Origin of the sequence: Vagococcus martis (assembly GCF_002026305.1) — a bacterium.
GTDB classification, from domain to species: domain Bacteria; phylum Bacillota; class Bacilli; order Lactobacillales; family Vagococcaceae; genus Vagococcus; species Vagococcus martis.
In genome coordinates this window covers 2033409-2055000 of sequence record NZ_MVAB01000001.1, presented here as the reverse complement: position 1 = coordinate 2055000, position 21592 = coordinate 2033409, and the positions used below count along the sequence as shown (strand labels likewise).

Annotated in this window: 20 protein-coding genes, 1 tRNA gene and 1 rRNA gene (1 of these 22 running past the window's edge); 3 read left to right on the top strand and 19 right to left on the bottom strand. The window is 35.6% G+C overall.

The features are described 5' to 3' along the window. The 6 genes from BW731_RS09990 to udk all read right to left on the bottom strand — a co-directional run. A tRNA-Ala gene (locus BW731_RS09990) sits at window positions 1–44 on the bottom strand (it extends 29 nt beyond the left edge of the window). Window positions 45–118: 74 nt separating this feature from the next. Then, a 16S ribosomal RNA gene (locus BW731_RS09985) occupies window positions 119–1677 on the bottom strand. Between the two features lie 287 nt (window positions 1678–1964). After that, a complete protein-coding gene (locus BW731_RS09980) occupies window positions 1965–2333 on the bottom strand; it encodes a hypothetical protein (RefSeq protein ID WP_079347827.1) in 369 nt (122 codons plus the stop codon). Window positions 2334–2404: 71 nt separating this feature from the next. Then, window positions 2405–2773 carry a CvfD/Ygs/GSP13 family RNA-binding post-transcriptional regulator gene (locus BW731_RS09975; RefSeq protein ID WP_079347825.1) on the bottom strand — a complete coding sequence of 123 codons (369 nt, stop codon included), beginning with the start codon at window positions 2771–2773 and terminating at the stop codon, window positions 2405–2407. Between the two features lie 123 nt (window positions 2774–2896). Beyond that, on the bottom strand, window positions 2897–3481 hold the full coding sequence (locus BW731_RS09970; RefSeq protein ID WP_079347823.1) for a peptidylprolyl isomerase: 585 nt from the start codon (window positions 3479–3481) through the stop codon (window positions 2897–2899). 20 nt (window positions 3482–3501) lie between these two features. Beyond that, the gene (gene udk / locus BW731_RS09965) at window positions 3502–4134 is read right to left on the bottom strand and encodes a uridine kinase (protein ID WP_079347821.1); all 633 of its coding nucleotides are present in this window, start codon (window positions 4132–4134) and stop codon (window positions 3502–3504) included. A gap of 177 nt (window positions 4135–4311) precedes the next feature. On the opposite strand from udk, the gene BW731_RS09960 reads away from it, so the two are divergent. Both BW731_RS09960 and BW731_RS09955 read left to right on the top strand, forming a co-directional pair. Beyond that, the gene (locus BW731_RS09960) at window positions 4312–4953 is read left to right on the top strand and encodes an ABC transporter ATP-binding protein (protein ID WP_079347819.1); all 642 of its coding nucleotides are present in this window, start codon (window positions 4312–4314) and stop codon (window positions 4951–4953) included. After that, complete coding sequence (locus tag BW731_RS09955) at window positions 4954–5712, top strand: ABC transporter permease (protein WP_079347817.1); 759 nt, start codon at window positions 4954–4956, stop codon at window positions 5710–5712. 40 nt (window positions 5713–5752) lie between these two features. Here BW731_RS09955 and BW731_RS09950 read toward each other — a convergent pair whose 3' ends face one another. From BW731_RS09950 to opp3b, 5 genes are all read right to left on the bottom strand, one after another. Beyond that, a complete protein-coding gene (locus tag BW731_RS09950; RefSeq protein WP_079347815.1) occupies window positions 5753–6310 on the bottom strand; it encodes a recombinase family protein in 558 nt (185 codons plus the stop codon). Between the two features lie 487 nt (window positions 6311–6797). After that, window positions 6798–7745: an ABC transporter ATP-binding protein gene (locus tag BW731_RS09945; protein ID WP_079347813.1), complete on the bottom strand. Its 948-nt coding sequence runs from the start codon at window positions 7743–7745 to the stop codon at window positions 6798–6800. Between the two features lie 12 nt (window positions 7746–7757). Further along, on the bottom strand, window positions 7758–8798 hold the full coding sequence (locus BW731_RS09940; protein WP_079347811.1) for an ABC transporter ATP-binding protein: 1041 nt from the start codon (window positions 8796–8798) through the stop codon (window positions 7758–7760). A 14-nt stretch (window positions 8799–8812) separates the two neighbouring features. Further along, complete coding sequence (opp3C, locus tag BW731_RS09935; RefSeq protein WP_079347809.1) at window positions 8813–9841, bottom strand: oligopeptide ABC transporter permease; 1029 nt, start codon at window positions 9839–9841, stop codon at window positions 8813–8815. Continuing rightward, window positions 9841–10785 (bottom strand): oligopeptide ABC transporter permease, encoded by a 945-nt coding sequence (gene opp3b, locus BW731_RS09930; RefSeq protein ID WP_071457160.1) that lies wholly within the window; start codon window positions 10783–10785, stop codon window positions 9841–9843. Before opp3b ends, opp3C begins: the two co-directional genes overlap by 1 nt. Window positions 10786–10882: 97 nt before the next feature. On the opposite strand from opp3b, the gene BW731_RS09925 reads away from it, so the two are divergent. Next, window positions 10883–11218 (top strand): DUF3899 domain-containing protein, encoded by a 336-nt coding sequence (locus tag BW731_RS09925; protein WP_079347807.1) that lies wholly within the window; start codon window positions 10883–10885, stop codon window positions 11216–11218. 31 nt (window positions 11219–11249) lie between these two features. Here BW731_RS09925 and BW731_RS09920 read toward each other — a convergent pair whose 3' ends face one another. The 8 genes from BW731_RS09920 to BW731_RS09885 all read right to left on the bottom strand — a co-directional run bounded on the left by BW731_RS09920 (window position 11250) and on the right by BW731_RS09885 (window position 21475). Further along, window positions 11250–12923 (bottom strand): peptide ABC transporter substrate-binding protein, encoded by a 1674-nt coding sequence (locus tag BW731_RS09920; RefSeq protein ID WP_079347805.1) that lies wholly within the window; start codon window positions 12921–12923, stop codon window positions 11250–11252. Window positions 12924–13143: 220 nt separating this feature from the next. Then, window positions 13144–13521 carry a DUF956 family protein gene (locus BW731_RS09915; RefSeq protein ID WP_079347803.1) on the bottom strand — a complete coding sequence of 126 codons (378 nt, stop codon included), beginning with the start codon at window positions 13519–13521 and terminating at the stop codon, window positions 13144–13146. 90 nt (window positions 13522–13611) lie between these two features. Then, on the bottom strand, window positions 13612–14523 hold the full coding sequence (locus BW731_RS09910) for a PTS system mannose/fructose/sorbose family transporter subunit IID (RefSeq protein ID WP_079347801.1): 912 nt from the start codon (window positions 14521–14523) through the stop codon (window positions 13612–13614). A gap of 18 nt (window positions 14524–14541) precedes the next feature. Further along, entirely contained in the window at window positions 14542–15360 is an 819-nt protein-coding gene (locus tag BW731_RS09905) for a PTS mannose/fructose/sorbose transporter subunit IIC (protein ID WP_071457165.1), read from the bottom strand. A gap of 17 nt (window positions 15361–15377) precedes the next feature. Continuing rightward, the gene (locus BW731_RS09900; protein ID WP_079347799.1) at window positions 15378–16364 is read right to left on the bottom strand and encodes a mannose/fructose/sorbose PTS transporter subunit IIA; all 987 of its coding nucleotides are present in this window, start codon (window positions 16362–16364) and stop codon (window positions 15378–15380) included. A gap of 12 nt (window positions 16365–16376) precedes the next feature. Beyond that, window positions 16377–16895, bottom strand: coding sequence for a mannose/fructose/sorbose PTS transporter subunit IIB (locus tag BW731_RS09895; RefSeq protein ID WP_079347797.1), 519 nt, complete (start codon window positions 16893–16895; stop codon window positions 16377–16379). Window positions 16896–17030: 135 nt separating this feature from the next. Then, window positions 17031–19853 carry a sigma-54-dependent transcriptional regulator gene (locus tag BW731_RS09890; protein ID WP_079347795.1) on the bottom strand — a complete coding sequence of 941 codons (2823 nt, stop codon included), beginning with the start codon at window positions 19851–19853 and terminating at the stop codon, window positions 17031–17033. Between the two features lie 107 nt (window positions 19854–19960). Next, window positions 19961–21475 carry a flavocytochrome c gene (locus BW731_RS09885; protein ID WP_079347793.1) on the bottom strand — a complete coding sequence of 505 codons (1515 nt, stop codon included), beginning with the start codon at window positions 21473–21475 and terminating at the stop codon, window positions 19961–19963. Window positions 21476–21592: the final 117 nt, after the last annotated feature.

Below are 21592 nucleotides of genomic sequence, written 5' to 3'. Positions count from 1 at the left end.
TCCTGCGTGCAAGGCAGGCGCTCTCCCAGCTGAGCTAAGGCCCCTAACTACTTTAAGAGTAGACCTCTCAAAACTGAACAAAGTAAAGACAAAATGTGTTTTCCGTAATTTTCCTTAGAAAGGAGGTGATCCAGCCGCACCTTCCGATACGGCTACCTTGTTACGACTTCACCCCAATCATCTATCCCACCTTAGGCGGCTGGCTCCAAAAGGTTACCTCACCGACTTTGGGTGTTACAAACTCTCGTGGTGTGACGGGCGGTGTGTACAAGGCCCGGGAACGTATTCACCGTGGCATGCTGATCCACGATTACTAGCGATTCCGGCTTCATGTAGGCGAGTTGCAGCCTACAATCCGAACTGAGAACAGCTTTAAGAGATTAGCTAAACCTCGCGGTCTCGCAACTCATTGTACTGTCCATTGTAGCACGTGTGTAGCCCAGGTCATAAGGGGCATGATGATTTGACGTCATCCCCACCTTCCTCCGGTTTGTCACCGGCAGTCTCGCTAGAGTGCCCAACTGAATGATGGCAACTAACAATAAGGGTTGCGCTCGTTGCGGGACTTAACCCAACATCTCACGACACGAGCTGACGACAACCATGCACCACCTGTCACTTTGTCCCCGAAGGGAAAGCTCTATCTCTAGAGTGGTCAAAGGATGTCAAGACCTGGTAAGGTTCTTCGCGTTGCTTCGAATTAAACCACATGCTCCACCGCTTGTGCGGGCCCCCGTCAATTCCTTTGAGTTTCAGCCTTGCGGCCGTACTCCCCAGGCAGAGTGCTTAATGCGTTAACTGCAGCACTGAAGGGCGGAAACCCTCCAACACTTAGCACTCATCGTTTACGGCGTGGACTACCAGGGTATCTAATCCTGTTTGCTCCCCACGCTTTCGAGCCTCAGCGTCAGTTACAGACCAGAGAGTCGCCTTCGCCACTGGTGTTCCTCCATATATCTACGCATTTCACCGCTACACATGGAATTCCACCCTCCTCTTCTGCACTCAAGTCCTCCAGTTTCCAATGACCTTCCTCGGTTGAGCCGAGGGCTTTCACATCAGACTTAAAAGACCGCCTGCGCTCGCTTTACGCCCAATAAATCCGGACAACGCTTGCCACCTACGTATTACCGCGGCTGCTGGCACGTAGTTAGCCGTGGCTTTCTGGTTAGATACCGTCAAGGTGATAACAGTTACTCTATCACTTGTTCTTCTCTAACAACAGAGTTTTACGATCCGAAAACCTTCTTCACTCACGCGGCGTTGCTCGGTCAGACTTTCGTCCATTGCCGAAGATTCCCTACTGCTGCCTCCCGTAGGAGTCTGGGCCGTGTCTCAGTCCCAGTGTGGCCGATCACCCTCTCAGGTCGGCTATGCATCATGGTCTTGGTAGGCCGTTACCCCACCAACTAACTAATGCACCGCGGGCCCATCCATCAGCGACACTTAAAGCGTCTTTTATGATCTTGCCATGCGGCAAAATCAATTATGCGGTATTAGCACCTGTTTCCAAGTGTTATCCCCCTCTGATGGGCAGGTTGCCCACGTGTTACTCACCCGTCCGCCACTCATTTCTTTTCGGTGGAGCAAGCTCCGGTGAAAAGAAATGCGTTCGACTTGCATGTATTAGGCACGCCGCCAGCGTTCGTCCTGAGCCAGGATCAAACTCTCAATAAAAAGTTGATAACATCTTACGATGTTTAAGCTCATTTGTTTAAAACTTGCTAGCGAATTGTATTCACTAAATATGGTTTGTTTCTACATAGTAGAAACGCCCTACACATTTGGTTTGTCTTACTTTGTTCAGTTTTCAAAGGTCTAAACGTCGTTGCCGTAACAACTTTTATATCATATCAACAAAATAATATTTTGTCAATAATTTTTATTGTTTTTTTAAAATAAAAATAATAAGTTGTTTTTGACAACTACTATATATTACAACTCCTATTTGGTAATGTCAACAGTTAATTTAAAAAAGGCACTCCACTAACATTAAAATCTTGTAAAACCATTCTTAATGTCGCAGGTTCTTCCCATAAAATTTCAGGATTTAAAGAAGAATAATCAATACATTCTTCATCTAAACTAAAGACAAAGAGTGGCAGCTTCTCATTTTCAACATTAATATTAGTTAACTCTACTAAATCCATAACATCTGAATCTAACCCAGCAGACTGAGTCAATTTCTCTAAAATACATGCTAAACTAGTATAATTGTTATTGATTGTAGTTTGAATAAAACTTACAGTATCATCTTTTTTTTGTACTAAAAATTTTTTATGACCATCTTGTTGATTAAGAATGACTGTCCCAGCTACTCTAGACTGTTCCAATATTACACACCTCTTATTTAATAGTTATAATAAATCGACAAATGTAATTGTAACATATTTTCTGAAATATATCAGTTATTTTCCGTAATATCATCTAAAAACTCATTAATCCAGAGCGATAGATTCTTATTGATGCTTTCAAAACCGATATTTTTATAACGATTTGTAAAATATTTTTTTTTCTTAAATAAAATAGGGGGTGCATCTTGAAATACACGTAATGATAAACTAATTTTTTTAGTATATTCATCTACATCAATAACTTGAACTTTAACTTTTTGGCCTACTTTTAAATCATCTTCTATATTTTTTATAAAACCATGTTTAACTTCTGAAACATGAATCAATCCTTGTTGATTGTCTCCTAGCGAGACAAATGCACCATATGGTTGAATTCCTGTAATTTCCCCATTCATTATATCGCCTATTTTGGCATTCATTCTCTAAACCTCCTAAGTGTATTACTGTTCTTCATTTTAACATAAATAAAACAAGCTATTAACTCTTCTGTACTAAATAATAAAAAAAGCCACTTAATCACTAAATTAAGTGGGCTTAAATTTTTATTCTTCTATTAAGACTTCATCAATCGTTACATCGTGCATAGGTCTATCTTGTGAGTCACGACTAACACCAGCTATTTCATCCACAACATCCATACCATCAATAACATGCCCAAATACAGTATGTCTGAAATCTAACCATGGTGTTCCTCCATCATTGTAAGCTTCAATAATTTCTTCTGGGAAGCCAGCACCTTCCAATTGAGATAACATATTAGATGGAACATTTTTATTTTGAACGATAAAAAATTGGCTACCATTTGTGTTTGGCCCAGCATTTGCCATTGATAAAGCTCCTCTTAAGTTGAATACATCTTTAGAGAACTCATCTTCAAATTTTTCACCATAAATACTTTCGCCTCCCATACCTGTTCCTGTTGGGTCACCGCCTTGAATCATAAAATCAGGAATAACACGATGGAAAATGATCCCATTGTAGTAACCTTTTTTGCTTAATTCAATAAAGTTTTTTACAGTTTTTGGTGCTTGTTCTGGGAATAAAGCGACTTTGATGTCACCTCTATTTGTTTTAATTGTTGCTGTTACTTTAGCATTTTCTAAATCTAATTGTGGAAATGTTGTCATGTTAATTCCTCCTAATATTTCTATTTATCAAGTATACTTCTTACTTTTGTTGTTAACAAGTCAATTGCAACTTGGTTTTTTCCGCCTTCTGGGACAATAATATCAGCATATTTCTTTGTTGGTTCAATAAACTGTTGATGCATTGGTTTAACGACACTTAAGTATTGTCCGATGACTGAATCAAGCGAGCGGCCTCTATCATGCATATCACGCTTAATACGACGAATGATACGAATATCATCTTCTGTGTCAACATAGACTTTAATGTCCATCAAGTCTCTTAGACGTTCATCCTCTAAAATTAAAATACCTTCAAGGATGATAACTTCTTTTGGTTCTTGATAGATTACTTCTTTACTACGAGTATGTGCCTCATAGTCATAAACTGGTTTTTCAATGGCTTTGTATTCCATCAAATCTTTTAAATGTTCGATTAACAAATCAGTATCAAAAGCAAATGGATGATCATAGTTTGTATTTAGTCGTTCTTCAAATGACAAATGGCTTTGATCTTTATAGTAAGAATCTTGCTCAAATAATAATATAGAATGATTTGGCAATGCTTTTAATATTGCACGACTGACACTTGTTTTACCACTTCCAGACCCACCAGTTACACCTATGACAATTGGTCTACCTTTTGTTGCTGTCATTAATATCCCCCGCTCGTTTTTTATTCCTTCTTTGATATCCTACTCTATAAGCGAAACGATTTCAACAGAAAGGAAATAATAAAAATAAAATAAATTGATTATCATCTAAGCATTTATATTAAATAGTAATAATTATAATGTTATACTATAATAAAGAAAATGAAAAAGGAGATTATTATGACAACTTTATTTAACTTGGAAAATATTTTTTATTCCGTACAAAATCAAACCATTCTCAATAATATCAACCTAACTATTGAAGCTGGAGATTTTATTACAATTAGTGGACCTTCTGGTAGTGGGAAAAGTACATTACTTAAAATGCTTGCTTCAATGATTACTCCAACATCTGGATGCTTAACCTATAAAGGCAAAACTCTAAAAAAAGAACGGATCACAGATTACAGAAAAGAAGTTTCCTATTTTTTTCAACAACCAACACTGTTTGATGACACTGTTATGGATAATTTGAAGTTTCCTTTTGATATCAGACAAGCTGAATTTGACAAATCAAGAGTAACAAAACTACTTAAGAGATTCAAACTTAACGAATCTTACCTTGATAAAAAGATTATCGACCTTTCAGGAGGAGAAAAACAACGAATTGCTTTTGTTAGAAACTTAGTGTTTGAACCTGACGTTTTATTATTAGATGAAGTGACAAGTGCACTTGATGATGAAAACAAAGAAATCATTCAACAGTTCATCACAGAAGATTTAAAAGACAAAACCATTATATGGGTGACTCATGATAATGGTGAATTTAAACTTGGAAAACGTCAGCTAAGTATTGTTGATGGAATTTTGGAGGAGAAGTAGATGACAGACTTAAATATTTCAAATACGTCACTATTGTTAGCGAGTTTATTAATCGTGGTTGCTTTAGTGATTGACTACAAAGAAAAACTTGGGCTTGGAAAGGATATTTTTATTTCAGCTTTTAGAACCGTCGTGCAATTATTTATTATTGGGTATGTATTAGGTTTTGTATTTCAATTAGACAATATTATTCTAACCTTAGTTATGGTAGCTTTTATCATTTTAAATGCGGCACACCATGCTGGAAAACGCGCAAATCATTTAGACAAAGCATTTCAAATTTCTTTCATCTCCATTGGATTTGGCACTGTTTTATCTTTAGGAATTCTTTTTTTATCTGGCACTTTAAAATGGACGCCTTCACAAATTGTTCCCATCACCGGTATGATTGCGAGTAATGCGATGACGGCTGTCGGGGTTGGGTATCGTTCAATGGCAACTAAATTCGAAGATCAACGGCAACAAGTTCAGGAAAAATTAGCTTTAGGCGCAACAGAGAAACAATCAACTTTACCTATTGTTAGAGAAAGTATCAAAGCCGCGATGTCTCCGAGTATCGACAGAGCAAAAACAGTTGGGCTTGTTAGTTTACCCGGTATGATGTCTGGATTAATGTTTGCTGGTATTGATCCTACAACAGCGATTAGATATCAAATTGTTGTCATGTTTATGTTGATTGCAACAACTGGTTTTTCAACGATGATAGCCAGCTATTTATCATATAAACAATACTTTAACGATTTATCTCAATTAAAATAAAAGAAAGACTAGCTAATTTTTCGTTAGCTAGTCTTTTGATTTATCTTTCTTGCACGTATTTATAGGCTGTTCCCAAAGAAATATTACATTCTTCAGCGATTTGTCTTAATGTGTAGCGATTATTATTGTATAAGAATCTGATTTGATCGATTGTTTCTTGAGAAATTTTTGGACGTCCACCCACACGACCTTTACGACGAGCTTCTTGTAAACCTTTAGTTGTTCTTTCTCTAATAATTAACTTTTCCATCTCAGCAATTTTTAATACCATTTCTAAGTAGGCAGCATCATTAATATCACTATATGCTTCACCTTTTTTAACAACAACTAATCCTATTCCTTTTTCTTTTAACTGTCCTAAAAATTCAGCCAACTGAATCACAGATTTTCCTAAACATCTCAATTCATAAACGACCAATTGATCTCCTGAGCCAAGATTTTCCACTATTTCAGTTAAAACTGTATCACTTTGTGTGATTTCTTCATTTGTTTCTTTTTCAACAGATACCGTTTCAATATTTAAACTATTTAAACCATCAATTTGTTCCTTTACGTAATTTTCCTCACTAGAAGCATAAACATAACCTATTTTTTTCATAGCTCCTACCCCCTGTTATTTTTTATTGTAATATTTTTATTTCGTTTTATTTCTTGGCTATGTTCATACTATATCTCTTTTTTAAAAAACCCGCCATATCAAACTTTTCCTAACAATACGTAAATTTTGATAATTAATCATCTTTAAATGAAAATTCACAAAAATAGCATATTTTGTTATTTAAAAACCTCAAAAAATTCATATATATATGCAATTTATAAACAGAAAATTATTTTTTTAAACATAAATAAAACCTTGACACAAAATTAGTTTTTTTATTTACTCTTTTAAATAAGAATAAAAAATAAAAAAATTTTCAAATGGATCTGAATGAATTAAAAAGAACCGTGACATTATTATTAAATGATACTCACTTATACAAGGTTTTTCACAACTATATTTACTACAACAAATTCATAATATATAGCAAAGTGGCAGCTGAGAGTATAATGTTTAATCTACTCTCAGCTGCCACTTTGACATATTTTTAATTTTTTAACTTTCTTAATTTCTCTTGATAGGTTGTTACCTCAGACTCACTGCAATAGACATAATGCCCTGGTACAATTTCTCGTAATTCTAAATCTGTCGCATCAGTATCTGTTGGATGATATGTTGTTCTTACTCTATGACGCTCATATTCTGGATCTGGTAATGGGATAGCTGAGAGTAAACTTTCAGTATATGGATGTAAACCATATTTATAAATTTCTTCCGCACTACCTACTTCTACTAATTTTCCAAAATACATCACACCTATTCTATCACTAATGTATTTTACCATTGATAAATCATGGGCGATAAATAAGTATGTCAATTTTTGTTGCTCTTGTAATTCCTGTAAAAGATTAACAACTTGTGCTTGAATGGATACATCAAGAGCTGAAATCGGCTCATCACAAATAATAAATTTTGGCTCCACTGCAAGGGCACGTGCGATACCAATACGCTGACGTTGTCCTCCTGAAAATTCATGAGGATAACGTGTGCCATGACTTGGATCAAGACCAACCAGTTTTAATAATTCATTGACGCGTTTATTTCGTTCTTCATCGTTTTTAGCTAGTTTATGAATGTCAATTCCCTCAGCAATAATATCACGTACTTTCATACGAGGATTTAAAGAAGCATAAGGATCTTGATATATCATCTGAACGTCACGGCGAAACTTATTCATTCGATTACGGCCCTTTATTGTCGCAATATCTTCACCATCGAAAATAATTTCGCCACCTGTTGGATTATACAAACGGATGATACTTCTTCCTGTTGTAGATTTCCCACAACCAGACTCACCCACTAAGCCAAATGTTTCACCTTCATTAATGTAGAAACTAATATCATTTACTGCTTTTACTTCGTCAGGACGACCGACATTAAAGTATTGTTTTAGATTTTTTACTTCTAAAAGTCTCGTTTTATTCGCTACTGTCATATAGGCTCCTCCTTACGCAAATCTTTTTTTGTATTCTTCTTGGCGTTTGACAATCTCTAATGGCGGTGTCACTTTTGGTGCGCCTGGTGCAAGTAACCAAGTCGCTGCATAATGAGTCGGCGACACTTCAAAGAATGGTGGAGCTTCAAGTTTATCGATTTCCATCGCATATCTATTTCTTGGATAGAAAGCATCCCCTGTTGGTGGATCCAATAAATCTGGTGGAGAGCCTGGGATGGCATATAGTTTTTCTTCTTTTGTTTCAAGTGTTGGCATCGAACTTAGTAACCCCCACGTATAAGGATGTTGTGGATTATAGAACACTTCATCTGAAGTCCCAATCTCCACAATTCGTCCTCCGTACATAACCGCGACTCTATCGGCAACATTTGCCACTACGCCTAAATCATGGGTAATAAAAATGATAGATGTTTGAATTTTCTTTTGAATGTCTTTCATCAATTCAATAATCTGAGCTTGAATGGTCACATCCAAAGCTGTTGTTGGCTCATCAGCTATCAGAATTTCTGGATAACAAATCAAGGCAATCGCAATAACGATACGTTGACGTTGCCCTCCTGAAAATTGGTGAGGATAATTCTTCAAACGTTTCTCAGCGTTCGGAATACCAACTAATTTAAGTAAATCTAGTGCTCGATCCAATGCTTCTTTTTTACTAATTTTTTTATGTTTTCTAAGTGACTCTGCTACTTGATTTCCTATATTCATTGTTGGGTCAAGAGACGTCATCGGATCCTGAAAAATCATCGCAATATCTTTTCCTCGAATGGATTGCATCTCTTTTTCCGTTTTATTTAGCAAGTTTTCACCTTTAAATAAAATATCTCCTTTAGTGATGTTGGCGTTATTCGCCAATAATCGCATAATCGCTCTTGATGTAACTGATTTACCAGACCCAGACTCACCAACAATAGCAAGTGTTTCGCCTTTATGTAAATCAAAGTTAACTCCACGAATCGCATGAACTTCACCAGCAAAAGTATCAAATGAAATATTTAAATCTTTTACTTCTAATATTTTTTCTACTGTCATTATGATTCCTCCTGTTAGTCGTTCATTTTCGGATCAAACGCATCACGCAACCCATCTGCTAGCAGATTAAAACAAATCATGATAACGGATAGTGTGATTGCTGGTGCCCACATTAAATGAGGTAAAAATCTAAATGTTTTGTATCCTTCGTTAAGTAACGTTCCTAAAGAAGCTGTCGGTGGTGTTAAACCTAACCCGATAAAACTTAAAAAGGCTTCAAAGAAAATCGCTGACGGGATACTAAACATCATCTGAACAATAATTACCCCGGAAATATTTGGTAACACGTGTTTAAACGCAATTTTAGATTGTTTTTCTCCTAAAGTTGTCGCGGCTAAAACATATTCTTGGTCTTTAATTTTAAGTGTCTGTGCTCTGACAATACGAGCCATTGTAATCCAACCTGTTATAATCATCGCTAAAATAATGGATAACATCCCTGGTTTAAAAATCATTAACATTAAAATCATCACAACTAAGTTTGGTATACCAGATAAAATCTCTAATATACGCTGCATGACGGTATCGACTCGTCCACCCTTCACCCCCGATATCAGTCCGTAAATAACACCGAACGTTAAATCAAGAAAGGCGGCAGTTAAGGCAATAATTAAAGACATGCGTGTCCCCATCAATAAACGAGATAATTCATCTCGTCCTAAACCATCTGTTCCTAAAATGAAATACTCACCTTCTGGTACTTTAGCTTGTTCGTACTTATCTACTCTGTTACCACCCACAATAGCTGTTCCGTTAAATCCATTGATTGATACCCCAGGAATTTTTGGAGGCAAGTTAATGTATTGTGGATTTTGTTTAGTTGGATTGTGTGGCGTAATCCAGATTGACCCAAATGCTACAATTGCGACAATCACTAATAAAATCATCGACACAACTGCTGCTTTATTTTTCTTTAAACGTCTCCATGAATCCTGCATGAAGTTTAGTGATGGGGCACTAATTTTTTCTCTTTCTAAATCTTTTGAAGGGGGTAATGGTTTAAACAAGTCTTTTGGTATATCTTTAACATTTATTTTTTCCATTAATCTTTTCCTCCTTCTGATACTCGAATTCTTGGGTCAACAACGCCATATAATAAGTCAACAATTAATATCACTACGACTAACATTGTTGAAAATAGAATCGTTACGGCCATGATTGTTGGGTAGTCATTTGTCATAATTGATTTTACAAACTGCTCACCAATTCCTGGTATCGCAAAAATATTCTCAACTACTAGTGATCCTGTCATCAGTGAAACGGCTAATGGCCCTAACAGCGTGATTAACGGAATTAAACTATTTCTTAGTCCATGTCTAAACACTACTTGCATACGACTTAACCCTTTAGCTTTAGCTAATTCAATGTAATCACTGCTTAATACTTCGACCATCTCTGTTCTGATAAACCTTGCCGAGTCAGCTAGTGGAGACATCGCTAAGGCAAGTGTCGGTAAAATCGTAGAGGCAAATCCTTGATCCCATTTAGCAATTGGTAACACGCCAAGTTTAATGGCAAACACGTATTGTAATAATACGGCAAAGACGAAGTTCGGTATCGATCGCCCGAGTATTGCTATCAAGGTGGCGATAGTATCCACCCACGTGTTTTGCCGCATCGCAGCAATTGCTCCTAGTAGAATCCCAACTAACGTCCCGAAAATAATCGCTTGAGCACCAAGCTGAACAGATGGTCCCACACGTTCTTTCAAGAGTTTTGAAACAGGTTGGTTTTTAAATTGGAAAGATGTTCCAAAATCGCCTTTAACAACATTTGTCATATAAATACCGTACTGTTCAATGACTGGTTTATCTAACCCAGCTTGTTTATCCAAAATTTCTTTTTGTTCAGGGGATAGTTTTTCTTGATTAGCATATGGTGATCCTGGTAATAATTTCATTAAAAAGAATGTAATGGTAATAATTAACCATAATGTTAATAGCATGTATCCTACCCGCTTAAGAAAGTACTTAGCAAAATTCCCCATTTAGTTTCCTCCTATAAGTAATTAAAAACACATTGACTTTTACTTTTAACTTCACTTAAAATAATATTTATTATACCTTTTCAAGAAAGTGGTCATTATGTCTAAAAAAACGATTATCAGTTTACTTATTTGTTACCTTATTGTTCCATTTTTTAAGCTTATTACTGGCCAACCTATTACAAAAATAGCCTTATCTAACGGGTATTTTATACTCTCTTTAGGCTTTTTGATTGTTGCTGGAATGATTATTGTCTTCTCATCTGGTTTTTTCGACCGATTCCAAGAACAATTGCATCATTTATTCCATCGTAGAAAAAATAGAGAAAAGGAAGAGTTCACTCCCTTTTCTACGACATTTTCATTTTCTCCAGCTTACTGGTTGATAGTAGGTGTCATCCTAGCAGCTAGTAGCTTACTACTAATAATCATCTAACTAACTTAGCTTAATGATATAAATCATTAGGCTATTTTACTTTATAAGCCCATTTATAGTCATAACGAGCTCCCGCTGGATGAACCACGACATTTTTAATTTTAGGTGATCTTAAATGCGCTTCTGCAGATTGGATTAATGGAATCATTCCCATATCTTTCATGATGATATTTTCTGCATCAACCATATCTTGCCAACGTTTTTCAGGGTCAGAGACATTTGTTACACCTGCTGATTCGATTTTTTTATCATACTCAGGGTTTGAGTATTTCCCTCTATTATATGAACTTCCTGTAACAAATAAATCAACAAAACTACTTGGATCAGCATAATCTGCTACCCATCCACCATATACTGTACTAAAGTCACCACTATTTGAACGTTCTAGACGAACAGCAAATGGTACTGGACTTAATTCAACTGTTAGACCATCTAACTCATCTTCAAGTGATCCTTTAATAAATTCAGTTGCTTTTTTAGTTGAATCATCATCAGAAGATAAGATGTTGATTTCAAATTTATCTTTACCTAATTCTTTTTTCGCTTTTTCCCAATAATCTTTCGCTTTTGTGGCGTCATAGCCCACTTTATTCTTTGTTTCTTCAGAGAAGTCTTTTTTACTACTTGGTCCCTCAGCAACACCTGTTGGAACTAAACCTGTAGCAGCAACAGAACCATCTGATAAAATTTGTGTCGCTAATGCCTCACGATTAATTGAATAAGCAACAGCTTTTCTAAAGTTCTCATTTTTAAATGGTGAGTCTTTGTCATTTTGATTTAATTCTAAGTAGCGGACACCTGCTTCTTTATCAGTGACAAAATCTTCGCTGTTTGCCATTTGTTGTGCTAATTCACCATTTAGTTTAATATCCTCAACTTGTCCATCTTCATAAAGACTTAGACTGGTTGCATCAGATTTAACAACACTTACTTTAATCTTATCTAATTTCACGTTGTCTTTATCCCAATAAGTATCATTTTTTTCGTATGCCCACTCTGTATCAGTACCAGGTCCATCAAACTCAGCTAAAACAAATGGCCCATTGTATACAGCATTTTCACTTGTTGATGCGTATTTATCACCATATTTTTCTACAATATCTTGACGTTGTGGTAAGAATGTTGAAAATGATAATAGTTTTTCGAAATAAGGTGTTGGTTGCTCCAAGGTAATCTCTAGCTCATAATCACCAACCGCTTTAATTCCTAATTCACTTTTATCCTTTTTACCAGCAGTGATTGCTTCAGCATTTTTCACTGCACCATGAAGGTAAGCATATTCAGACTGTGTTTTGGGATCAACTGTACGTTGCCAACCATAAACATAATCTTTCGCCGTAACAGGCTCGCCATCAGACCATTTAGACTCTTCACGTAATTTTACTTTATACGTTAGACCATCTTCACTGATTTCCACTTTTTCTTTTGCACCAGCTGGTTCAAGTTCTTGTTTATCATTTAAACGGTAAATTCCTTCATATACATTATTTAACGCAACGGAACTAATAACATCCGTACTTAATGATAAATCAGCTGTTGGCATTTCTTGTGGCACGTTAACCGTAAAAATTTGTTCATCTGCTAATTCTTCTGTACCTCCTGAAGTATTTTTACTACTAGTATCGTTTTTTGCTGTATTATTACCACAGGCTACAAGAGTTAGTACTGTTGCAGACATCAGTAAATACTTTATTTTCTTTTTCATTTAATGCTCCTCCTTTTAATTAGAAATAAATTAGAATAATCTAATAATATAATGAATATAATATATGATTGAGATGATAAAATCAATCATATTTCAAATTTATTTTCATAAAAAGATTGATTTTTGTTGAAGTAACCTTAAAAAATACGTTTAACTCAATAGTTTGGGAAATAAAAAAACTTTCGAGGAAACGAGTTGATACTCATTTTTCGAAAGTTTGTCATTTATTCTTTTTAAATGTTGATTTTATTCCACGTTTTACGACATCCACAAAACTTAATGAATGAACCATTTTTTCAGGATCAACATATTCTCTTACAGCTCGTAATACAACTTTTGGTTTTTTTGATGAAAAGGTATACGTGCCATTTTTCTTCGTTTGAATAGCATATCGCGGAATCCATTTTCCTTTAAACATAACCGAAGCCACAACATAGTCGACTTCTTCCCAAGGTATTTGGATAAATTTTCTTGGATCACGACCATGATAAAACTCGAACCCTTTATCACCTATCATAATTTCACCGTAATCTGTTAATCCTGTATAAGCAGTTGCATCAATTACTAAATCATTTTTTGTGTTTAAAGACTGTACCACATTCTCACGTCCTTTTTACTATCATATCATTTTTAATCCAAAGAAAAAATATCTAAATAAAAAGAGAGGTCAACAGTTGACCTCTGCCTTTTATAGTAAGCCGATGACGTGTCCTAAAATACCAACGATGAATAAACCGATGATGATAACAATTGGACTAACTTTTTTCTTAAGTAACCACATACAGAAGAATGTTAATAATAATGGTGCTAAACCTGGTATTAATTGATCCAAGTTATTTTGTAATGTTGTGACTTTAACATCACTTAACGCACGACCAGAAGCAACTTCTTCAAACGCTTGTTTCACACCAGCCATACCATTTGGAAGATTTGCCCAGTCAACATAGGCTCCTTTATCTAATGGTACTTTAGAAACAATTGGTTTAAAATCAATGGATACCCATCTTTCCACTAGTGCTGCCAAAACAAACATACCTAATATAGACGCACCTTTTGTCACGTCTTGCAATAAACCACCTGATAAATCATCAGTGATTTTAGATCCTGCACGGTAACCAAATTCTTGTGTGTACCACATGAATCCCCAACGAATTAAATTCCAAGCTACGAAGAAAATAATTGGTCCTAAAATACTTCCTCCCATTGCTAGAGAAGCTCCAAGTGCTCCTAACATCGGACGTAAGGTAAACCAGAAGACTGGATCTCCAACACCGGCAAGAGGTCCCATCATTCCAACTTTAACCCCTTGGATAGCCACATCATCAATATCAGAACCATTGGCACGCTCTTCTTCTAAGGCAAGCGTTACCCCTAAAATAGGAGAAGCAATGTATGGATGTGTATTAAAGAATTCCAAGTGACGTTTTAACGCATCAGATTGTTCTTCTTTTGTTTTGTATAATTTTTTAATAGCTGGAATCATTGAGAATGCCCAACCACCATTTTGCATACGTTCATAGTTCCAAGAACCTTGGATAAATGTTGAACGCCACGCAACGGTCATACGATCTTTTTTCGATAATTCTATCTTTTCTGCCATTTTTCTTTCCTCCTACTATTAGTAATCGTTTAAAATATCGCCTAGTGGATCACCTGTGTTGCTTCCACCACCAGAATTTGATGAACCACCCATTTTAGACAAGTTAATGTAGATTAATGCAAAGGCAACACCTAATGCTCCTAATCCCATTAATGTGATATCTGAAATAGCGGCAATCACAAATCCCATTGCAAAGAATGGCCATACTTCTTTTGTTGCCATCATGTTAATAACCATTGCATACCCAACAGCTACTACCATTCCCCCACCAATTGCCATACCTTCAGTTAACCAAGCTGGCATTGATTCTAAAAAGTGTTGGACTGTTTCAGCTGGAATAAATAAAAGTGCTGCTGCTGGAATGGCAATACGAATCCCTTGCATACAAACAGCCATGATGTGCAAACGCTCAATTTTACCCATATTTCCTTCTTCAGCTGCGCTATCCATCATATGAACGATTGGTACAGCAAGTGTACGAACGATCATTGTTAAGAATAAACCAGCAACTGCTAATGGAATAGCTACTGCGATTGATGATGATACAGCATCTTTAACTGAAATTGATTGTGCTCCTAAAGCTTTAACTAAAATAATTGCTGATGCTACTGAAGCTAGAGCCGCATCTGGTGCTACTGCTGCCCCAATGTTTGCCCAACCTAGAGCGATCATTTGTAGTGATCCTCCTAAAAGAATCCCTGCTTCTAAGTGTCCTGATACTAATCCGATTAACGTACAGGCAATTAATGGTTGGTGAAATTGAAACTCATCTAAAATCCCTTCCATTCCTGCAAAAAAGGCTACTATAATAATTAAAATAATTGATAATACAGACATGATATCCCTCCTATAATTTATTTAGCTAAATCTGTTTTAGCTTTTTTAAGCAACTCATCCATATTTGCTTTTGAATCATTTGGTACTTTACGTACGTCAAACTTCACGCCATCTGCTTTTAACTGTTCAAAAGCTTTTACGTCTTCTTGTCCCATTGACAGAACTTTATTAACCACAACTTTTCCAACAGAGTGAGCTAAAGATCCAACGTTTACTTCATCAATCTTCACACCACCATCAATCACACGAACAACGTCTGCTGGATTTTCAAATAATAATAACGCACGTGTCCCACCAAAACGAGGGTCTTTTGCAATCTCTATCATTTTGCTTACTGGAATAACGTTAGCTTTAACCCCTGGAGGAGCTGCTTGCTCAATTAATTTCTTACGTAAGTCATCTTTTGCCACTGAATCTGACACAACGATAATACGTGTTGGATTAGTTGCTTTTGTCCAGGCTGTTGCCACCTGTCCATGTAACAATCGTGAATCAATACGTGCCAACACAAATTTGATTTTTCCATCACCAATGACTGTTCCTGGTGGGATTGAACCCATTTGTGCTTCAGGCTGTGCTACTTCTTTTTTCTCTTCTTCTGGTTCAAGTTCTTCTGGACGAACTTTGATTCCATCTTTACCAGTTGTGACAATCTGTGCCGCAATTTTATGAGCACTTTCTTCAGATAATCTCATTGCGTAAGCTTCAATCAACATTGGTAAGTTTAATCCACTAACAATAGCCCAATTGTCTTTGTGCTCTTCAAACAATGTGTTTGCTTGATTGAAAGGTGTGCCTCCCCATAAATCAACTAGGAAAAGAACCTCATCTTGTTGATCAAATGTTTCAATTGCCTCAACAATTTTTTTCTTAACATCTTCTGGACCTTCACTTGGCATTAATGTAACAGCTTTAACATTTTCTTGTTCGCCAAAAATCATTGAACCAGATTGTAAGATTCCTTTAGCAAACTCACCATGACTTGCTAAAATAATTCCAACCATATTTGTGACCTCCTATTGTATCGCTTTCTTTTTGTCGTTTTTTGTTTGATTCTTTTTAAGTAATTGAATCAAACCCACAGGACTATCAGAAACAACTTTCCTAATCTCGATTGATACGCCTCTGTCATCTAGATAACAAAAAGCATCCTCATCAACCTCATCAACAGCTACAGCATTAGTTAACATGTATTTTCCTTTTTGATAACTCATGCCGCCAACATTCACACTATCAATAATGACACCAGCTTCTACCACTCGTTTAACGTCTGTTGGATTAGTAAATAATAGCATTGCTTTAATCGAATCATTAAACCGCGGATCATGATAAACTTCTATCATTTTTGCAACTGGTATAACATTGACCACAATGTTGGGTGGAGCTGCTTGAATTAGCAACGTTTTTCTAAGTGAATCCTGAGCTACATCATCACTGACAACTAGAATACGATTTATTTTTGAATGTTTTGTCCAGACTGTAGCTACCTGTCCATGAATTAACCTGTCATCGATACGAACTAAACGAATATCCATATGATGCCCCCTTCTTCTTCACACTAAACATTCCATTAAATATATAAGCAATTACTGTGCCAACTTTTCAAAACATATTATTATCAATGATTCAAACAAAAAAAGATACACTAACAAAAGTGTATCTTTAGTGTATCAATACAGTGTTGGTAATTGATTGTCGATAATGTTGACAACATACACAAATTCATCTTTTGGAATATTAAGATGAAATAAGTGTTCTAATAATTCTAAACTGTTTTTTAAAGTATCTATGTACTGACAATTACCTAATTGATTTAGTTCTTCTTGGTTAGCTGTTAGTGTATCATTTTTTAAAATTCTCTCTACCATTCCAGCTAGGTGCATACTCAAAGACATGTAGAATGAGTAATCTTGTTGGGTAGACAGAATTTCCTCATCAATTTGTTGCGATATTTGCCACAGAGGATCAATTAATTTAACTGGATTAATAAATGTAAAGTATTCCGTCATATAGTCTAAACATGTTTGTCTGGCTGTTACTTCATTCAACGTGATACTATCATCTAAATCAAGTGTATTGGATACAATGCTTCCGATATAGGTTGGTCCGTCCTTAGAAAAAAGTTGATCCATTGTCACAAACGGAATGGATAAATTAGGATTTTTGATTCCAGTACTAGCCAAAAGATGGTATTGTGCTTGAATGTCATCTATTTGTGTATCTAAGTCTGCGATTGACATGGTTATCACTTCAATATCTTCTTCCATATAAAGCATTAAATAATCATTAATCAACTCTTTCATTCGTTGTGCTGTTCCCTTACCAGAAGCACAAATAGCTAAAATGGCTTTAGGTTTGTCCATCTCTTCAATTGATTCAGATAGTTCTTTAGCATGATAGCCATGAAAATGACTTAGTGATTCATATAAATCAACTAAATCTCCTTCGAGCAAGCTTGATTTTCTCCCTGCTTCTAATACCAAAGCTGTGGTGACCATATCAATAATTTTGACATCAATGGATGTGCGTTCTTTTATGTCGTCAGTAAATGTCGTCAAAGATCCCATATCCACTAGTAACAACACACCACTTCCTTCATCAACTTGTCGTACTTCATGAACTACTTTTTCTAAAGCCTCATTTGGCTTCATATCTAAAGGCATGTCAACTGCTCGAATATTATTAATCTTTAATAACTGGCTGACCACTTCCACCATACTTGAAGCGGTACTTCTGCCGTGAGCTGCAACAATAATCCCAATACGCCCCTTCTTTACGGACTCGTTTAACGAAATAAGTAACACTGTTAGATAATTAATTTCTGATTGCGGAAGAATGACTTGATGTTCTGCTTCGATAATTTGTTTAAATACTTTAGCCACACGATGTTCATTAGGATAATCTTCTATCATATTGATAATGTTCTCGTCATTACCTGTTTCAATTTTAATTCCCTCGTTATAACGATTTAAAAAAGAACTAATATGTAAACCTATTGCATATAAAAAGTTCTGTTCAAACTTATAGCCAACTTGTTCTGTTGCATATTCATATAGTTTACGCGTTGTTTTGATTATTTTACTATCTATAATTTCACCTAACTTATTTTCCGAATCAAAATTAAAGCCATGATTACGATAAAATGATTTTAAATGCACATTGATATCTGTCGTAATAAAATGATTAATGGCTTCTTGATTAAATCCATCTTCTTTTAGCAAAGCTGCTTTATCCCCAATAATTTCATATAAATTATAAGGTAATTCGTAACTATCTCCCTCGTATGTATCAAACGATTCATTGGGAGAAATGACCATCTTTGACTCAAGAATTTGAGTTAACTCAGACAAAGTGGTGCGGTCTGTGGCTAATTGAACTAATCCTTCCTTAATGCCATCGTTTAGCTCATCCATGGTTATCGTCACATCGGATTGGTCCATATGTTTTAAAAATGATTGTGCCGTAACGAGTTGAATATTTGACTTTAATTGTCCGACATTTCCATATGAGACACTCCCAATTAATGCTTTCACTACATCTTCTGTTAGGACGATACGACGATTAATTCGTTTAGCTTCAATAATCATCATATTTTTTACTAGTTCAACTTTTTCTTTAGCACTTCTTTCTTTAAACGTTGGCAATTTAATCGTAATAGGAATACGTCTAACAAACGTATTTAGTAAAGCTGAACTAGGGTCTTCCGTTGTCGCACATATGATTCGAACATTAGCTTCTCTATTTTTAGTTGATTCACCAAGCTTAGAATACTTTCCATTATCCATAAAATAAAAAATCATTTCTTGTCCTTCTGGAGGCAGTCGATGAATTTCATCGAGAAATAGGTAGCTATCATTGGCTAAGCTCATTAACCCATCTTTTTCTTCATCTGCTCCAGTAAACGCACCCTTAATATGACCAAACAAGTGACTCATCAATAATTCTGGATTACTCGCATAGTCCGCACAGTTGAAAACAATCAATTCTTTTTTCTCATCTAAAACGTGTTGCTGCTTGGCATATTGAAACATGGTATGAGCAAAATAGGTTTTTCCTGACCCTGTTGGTCCTGTAATTAAGCAGTTTAACCCATTTGGTGGGTACAAAATCGCGGCTTTTGCTTGCATAATTGCATTTTTCATACTGGCATTTATTCCGATAATTCGTTTAAATATATCATCATTCTCATAAAAACGAGTCGTTTCTGGTACAAAGATGGATTCTTTTTGCTCCTGATAACTTGGAACATACTTTGAAAATGGTTTGTGTTGAAAAATTGATTTTGTTACATATCTAACAGGTCGACCATCTAACTTTTCAACTATCCCTTCTCGAACAAGTGTATTCAAATCCTTACTGGCATTTGATCGTTGAATACCTAAATAGTCGGCTACTTCCTTTGTTGTAACACCAGAGTCCATTTTTAGCTCATTTGGTGACAAATTTTTAGTTTGGTCAACAACATAATTATATACTTGATCAATTCGTTTCATTTTTAACCTCCTAAAAGCAATACACTATCTTTATTGTATACTAGTGTATTACTTTTAGGAAATATAAAATATAAAAAAGACCTCGTTCACACGAAGTCTTCATACTACTATTTTACAAATTTTGCAGATTGTTCACCAGCTTGGCGACCAAATACGATGATATCACCAACTGAGTTTCCACCAATACGATTGCTACCATGTAACCCACCAGTCACTTCTCCAGCAGCATACAATCCAGTAATTGGCTTGTTGTCTTTGTTTAATACTTCTGTTTTATCGTTGATTTTTACACCACCCATTGTGTAATGAATACCTGGGGCAATCTTAATCGCATAATATGGACCTTTGTTTAATGCATTGTCCATACCAGTTTCACGAGAAAATTCTGTATCGGATTTCGCTTCAACTGCTTTGTTCCAATCTTGAACAGTCGTGTCTAATGTTTTACCATCCATGTCAATTTCTTTAGCTAATGCTTCGATTGAATCAGCAGATTTTACAAATCCTTGTTTTTCATAAAAATTAATTGCTTTTACTCTTTCTTTAACACCAGCATCAAAAATTAAATAAGCAGATTTATCAGGTAATGCAGTAATAGCAGCTGATACATTATCACGTGTTCCCATTTCATTTGTGAATCGTTTACCATCTTGATTAACCAAAATAGCTCCTTCACCACGAACCGCTTCACCAATTAAGATACCTTTGTCTTGTTGAACAGTAGGGTGAATTTGAATTTGATCCATATCAACTGTTTGACCACCTAATTTTTCAATCATTCGGATACCGTCACCAGTACTACCTTCTTGGTTAGTTGTCACATAACCTTTAAGTTCAGGTTTTTCTTTTTCCAACATTTCTGGATTAGCTCCATATCCACCAGTTGTCACAACAACGGCTTTACCATGTACTTCTTTCTCTTTGCCTTCAACAGTTACTTTAACACCATCAACAACTGAATCTTTTTCTAAAATCTCTGTTACATCAGCATTAACAAAAATTGGAATTTCTTTTTCATGTATATTGTTTAATAGTCCATGAACCAAGTATTCGCCAACTGCTGAGCCATCTTCAGGTCTATGCGTTCTTTTTTCACTCATTCCACCTGTGATTGTTAAGTTGTTTAACTTAATACCCATTGAATCTAACCAGTCTATTGCACTTGCTGAATTGTCAACATAATAACGAAGTAATTCTTTATCGTTTGTATTATGTCCACCTTTTAATGTTTCTTCATAAAACTTGTCATTCGAGTCTGTAATCCCCGCTTCTTTTTGGAATTTTGTTTCTGAAGCATTCATCCCACTTGAGGCTTTCAATGTGTTCCCACCAGCAACGGGCATTTTCTCTAAAATAACTGGATTTTTACCTTCTTCTTTCGCTTGTAAAGCAGCTGACATTCCTGCTCCACCCGCTCCGACAATAATAATATCATATTCATCTTTCATCTCTTTAGGGTCAGTGTATTTTTGTTCTGACGCTCCTGAAGTGACATCTGATGTGCTTGCTTTTGTAGATGAGCTTTCTACTGTTTTTTCTGCAGATTTTTGTCCCCCACAACCTGACAATAGCATCATCGTCGCAAAACTAATGGCGAATGATTTAAATAATTTGATCTTCATCAATCTAATCTCCTTTTTTATATTGTTAATTTTTTAACATACCCAGGGAAATAATACCCTAAATCCATTCAATTAACAATATAAAAAATGATTTTTTTCACAATTCATTGTTTTTTA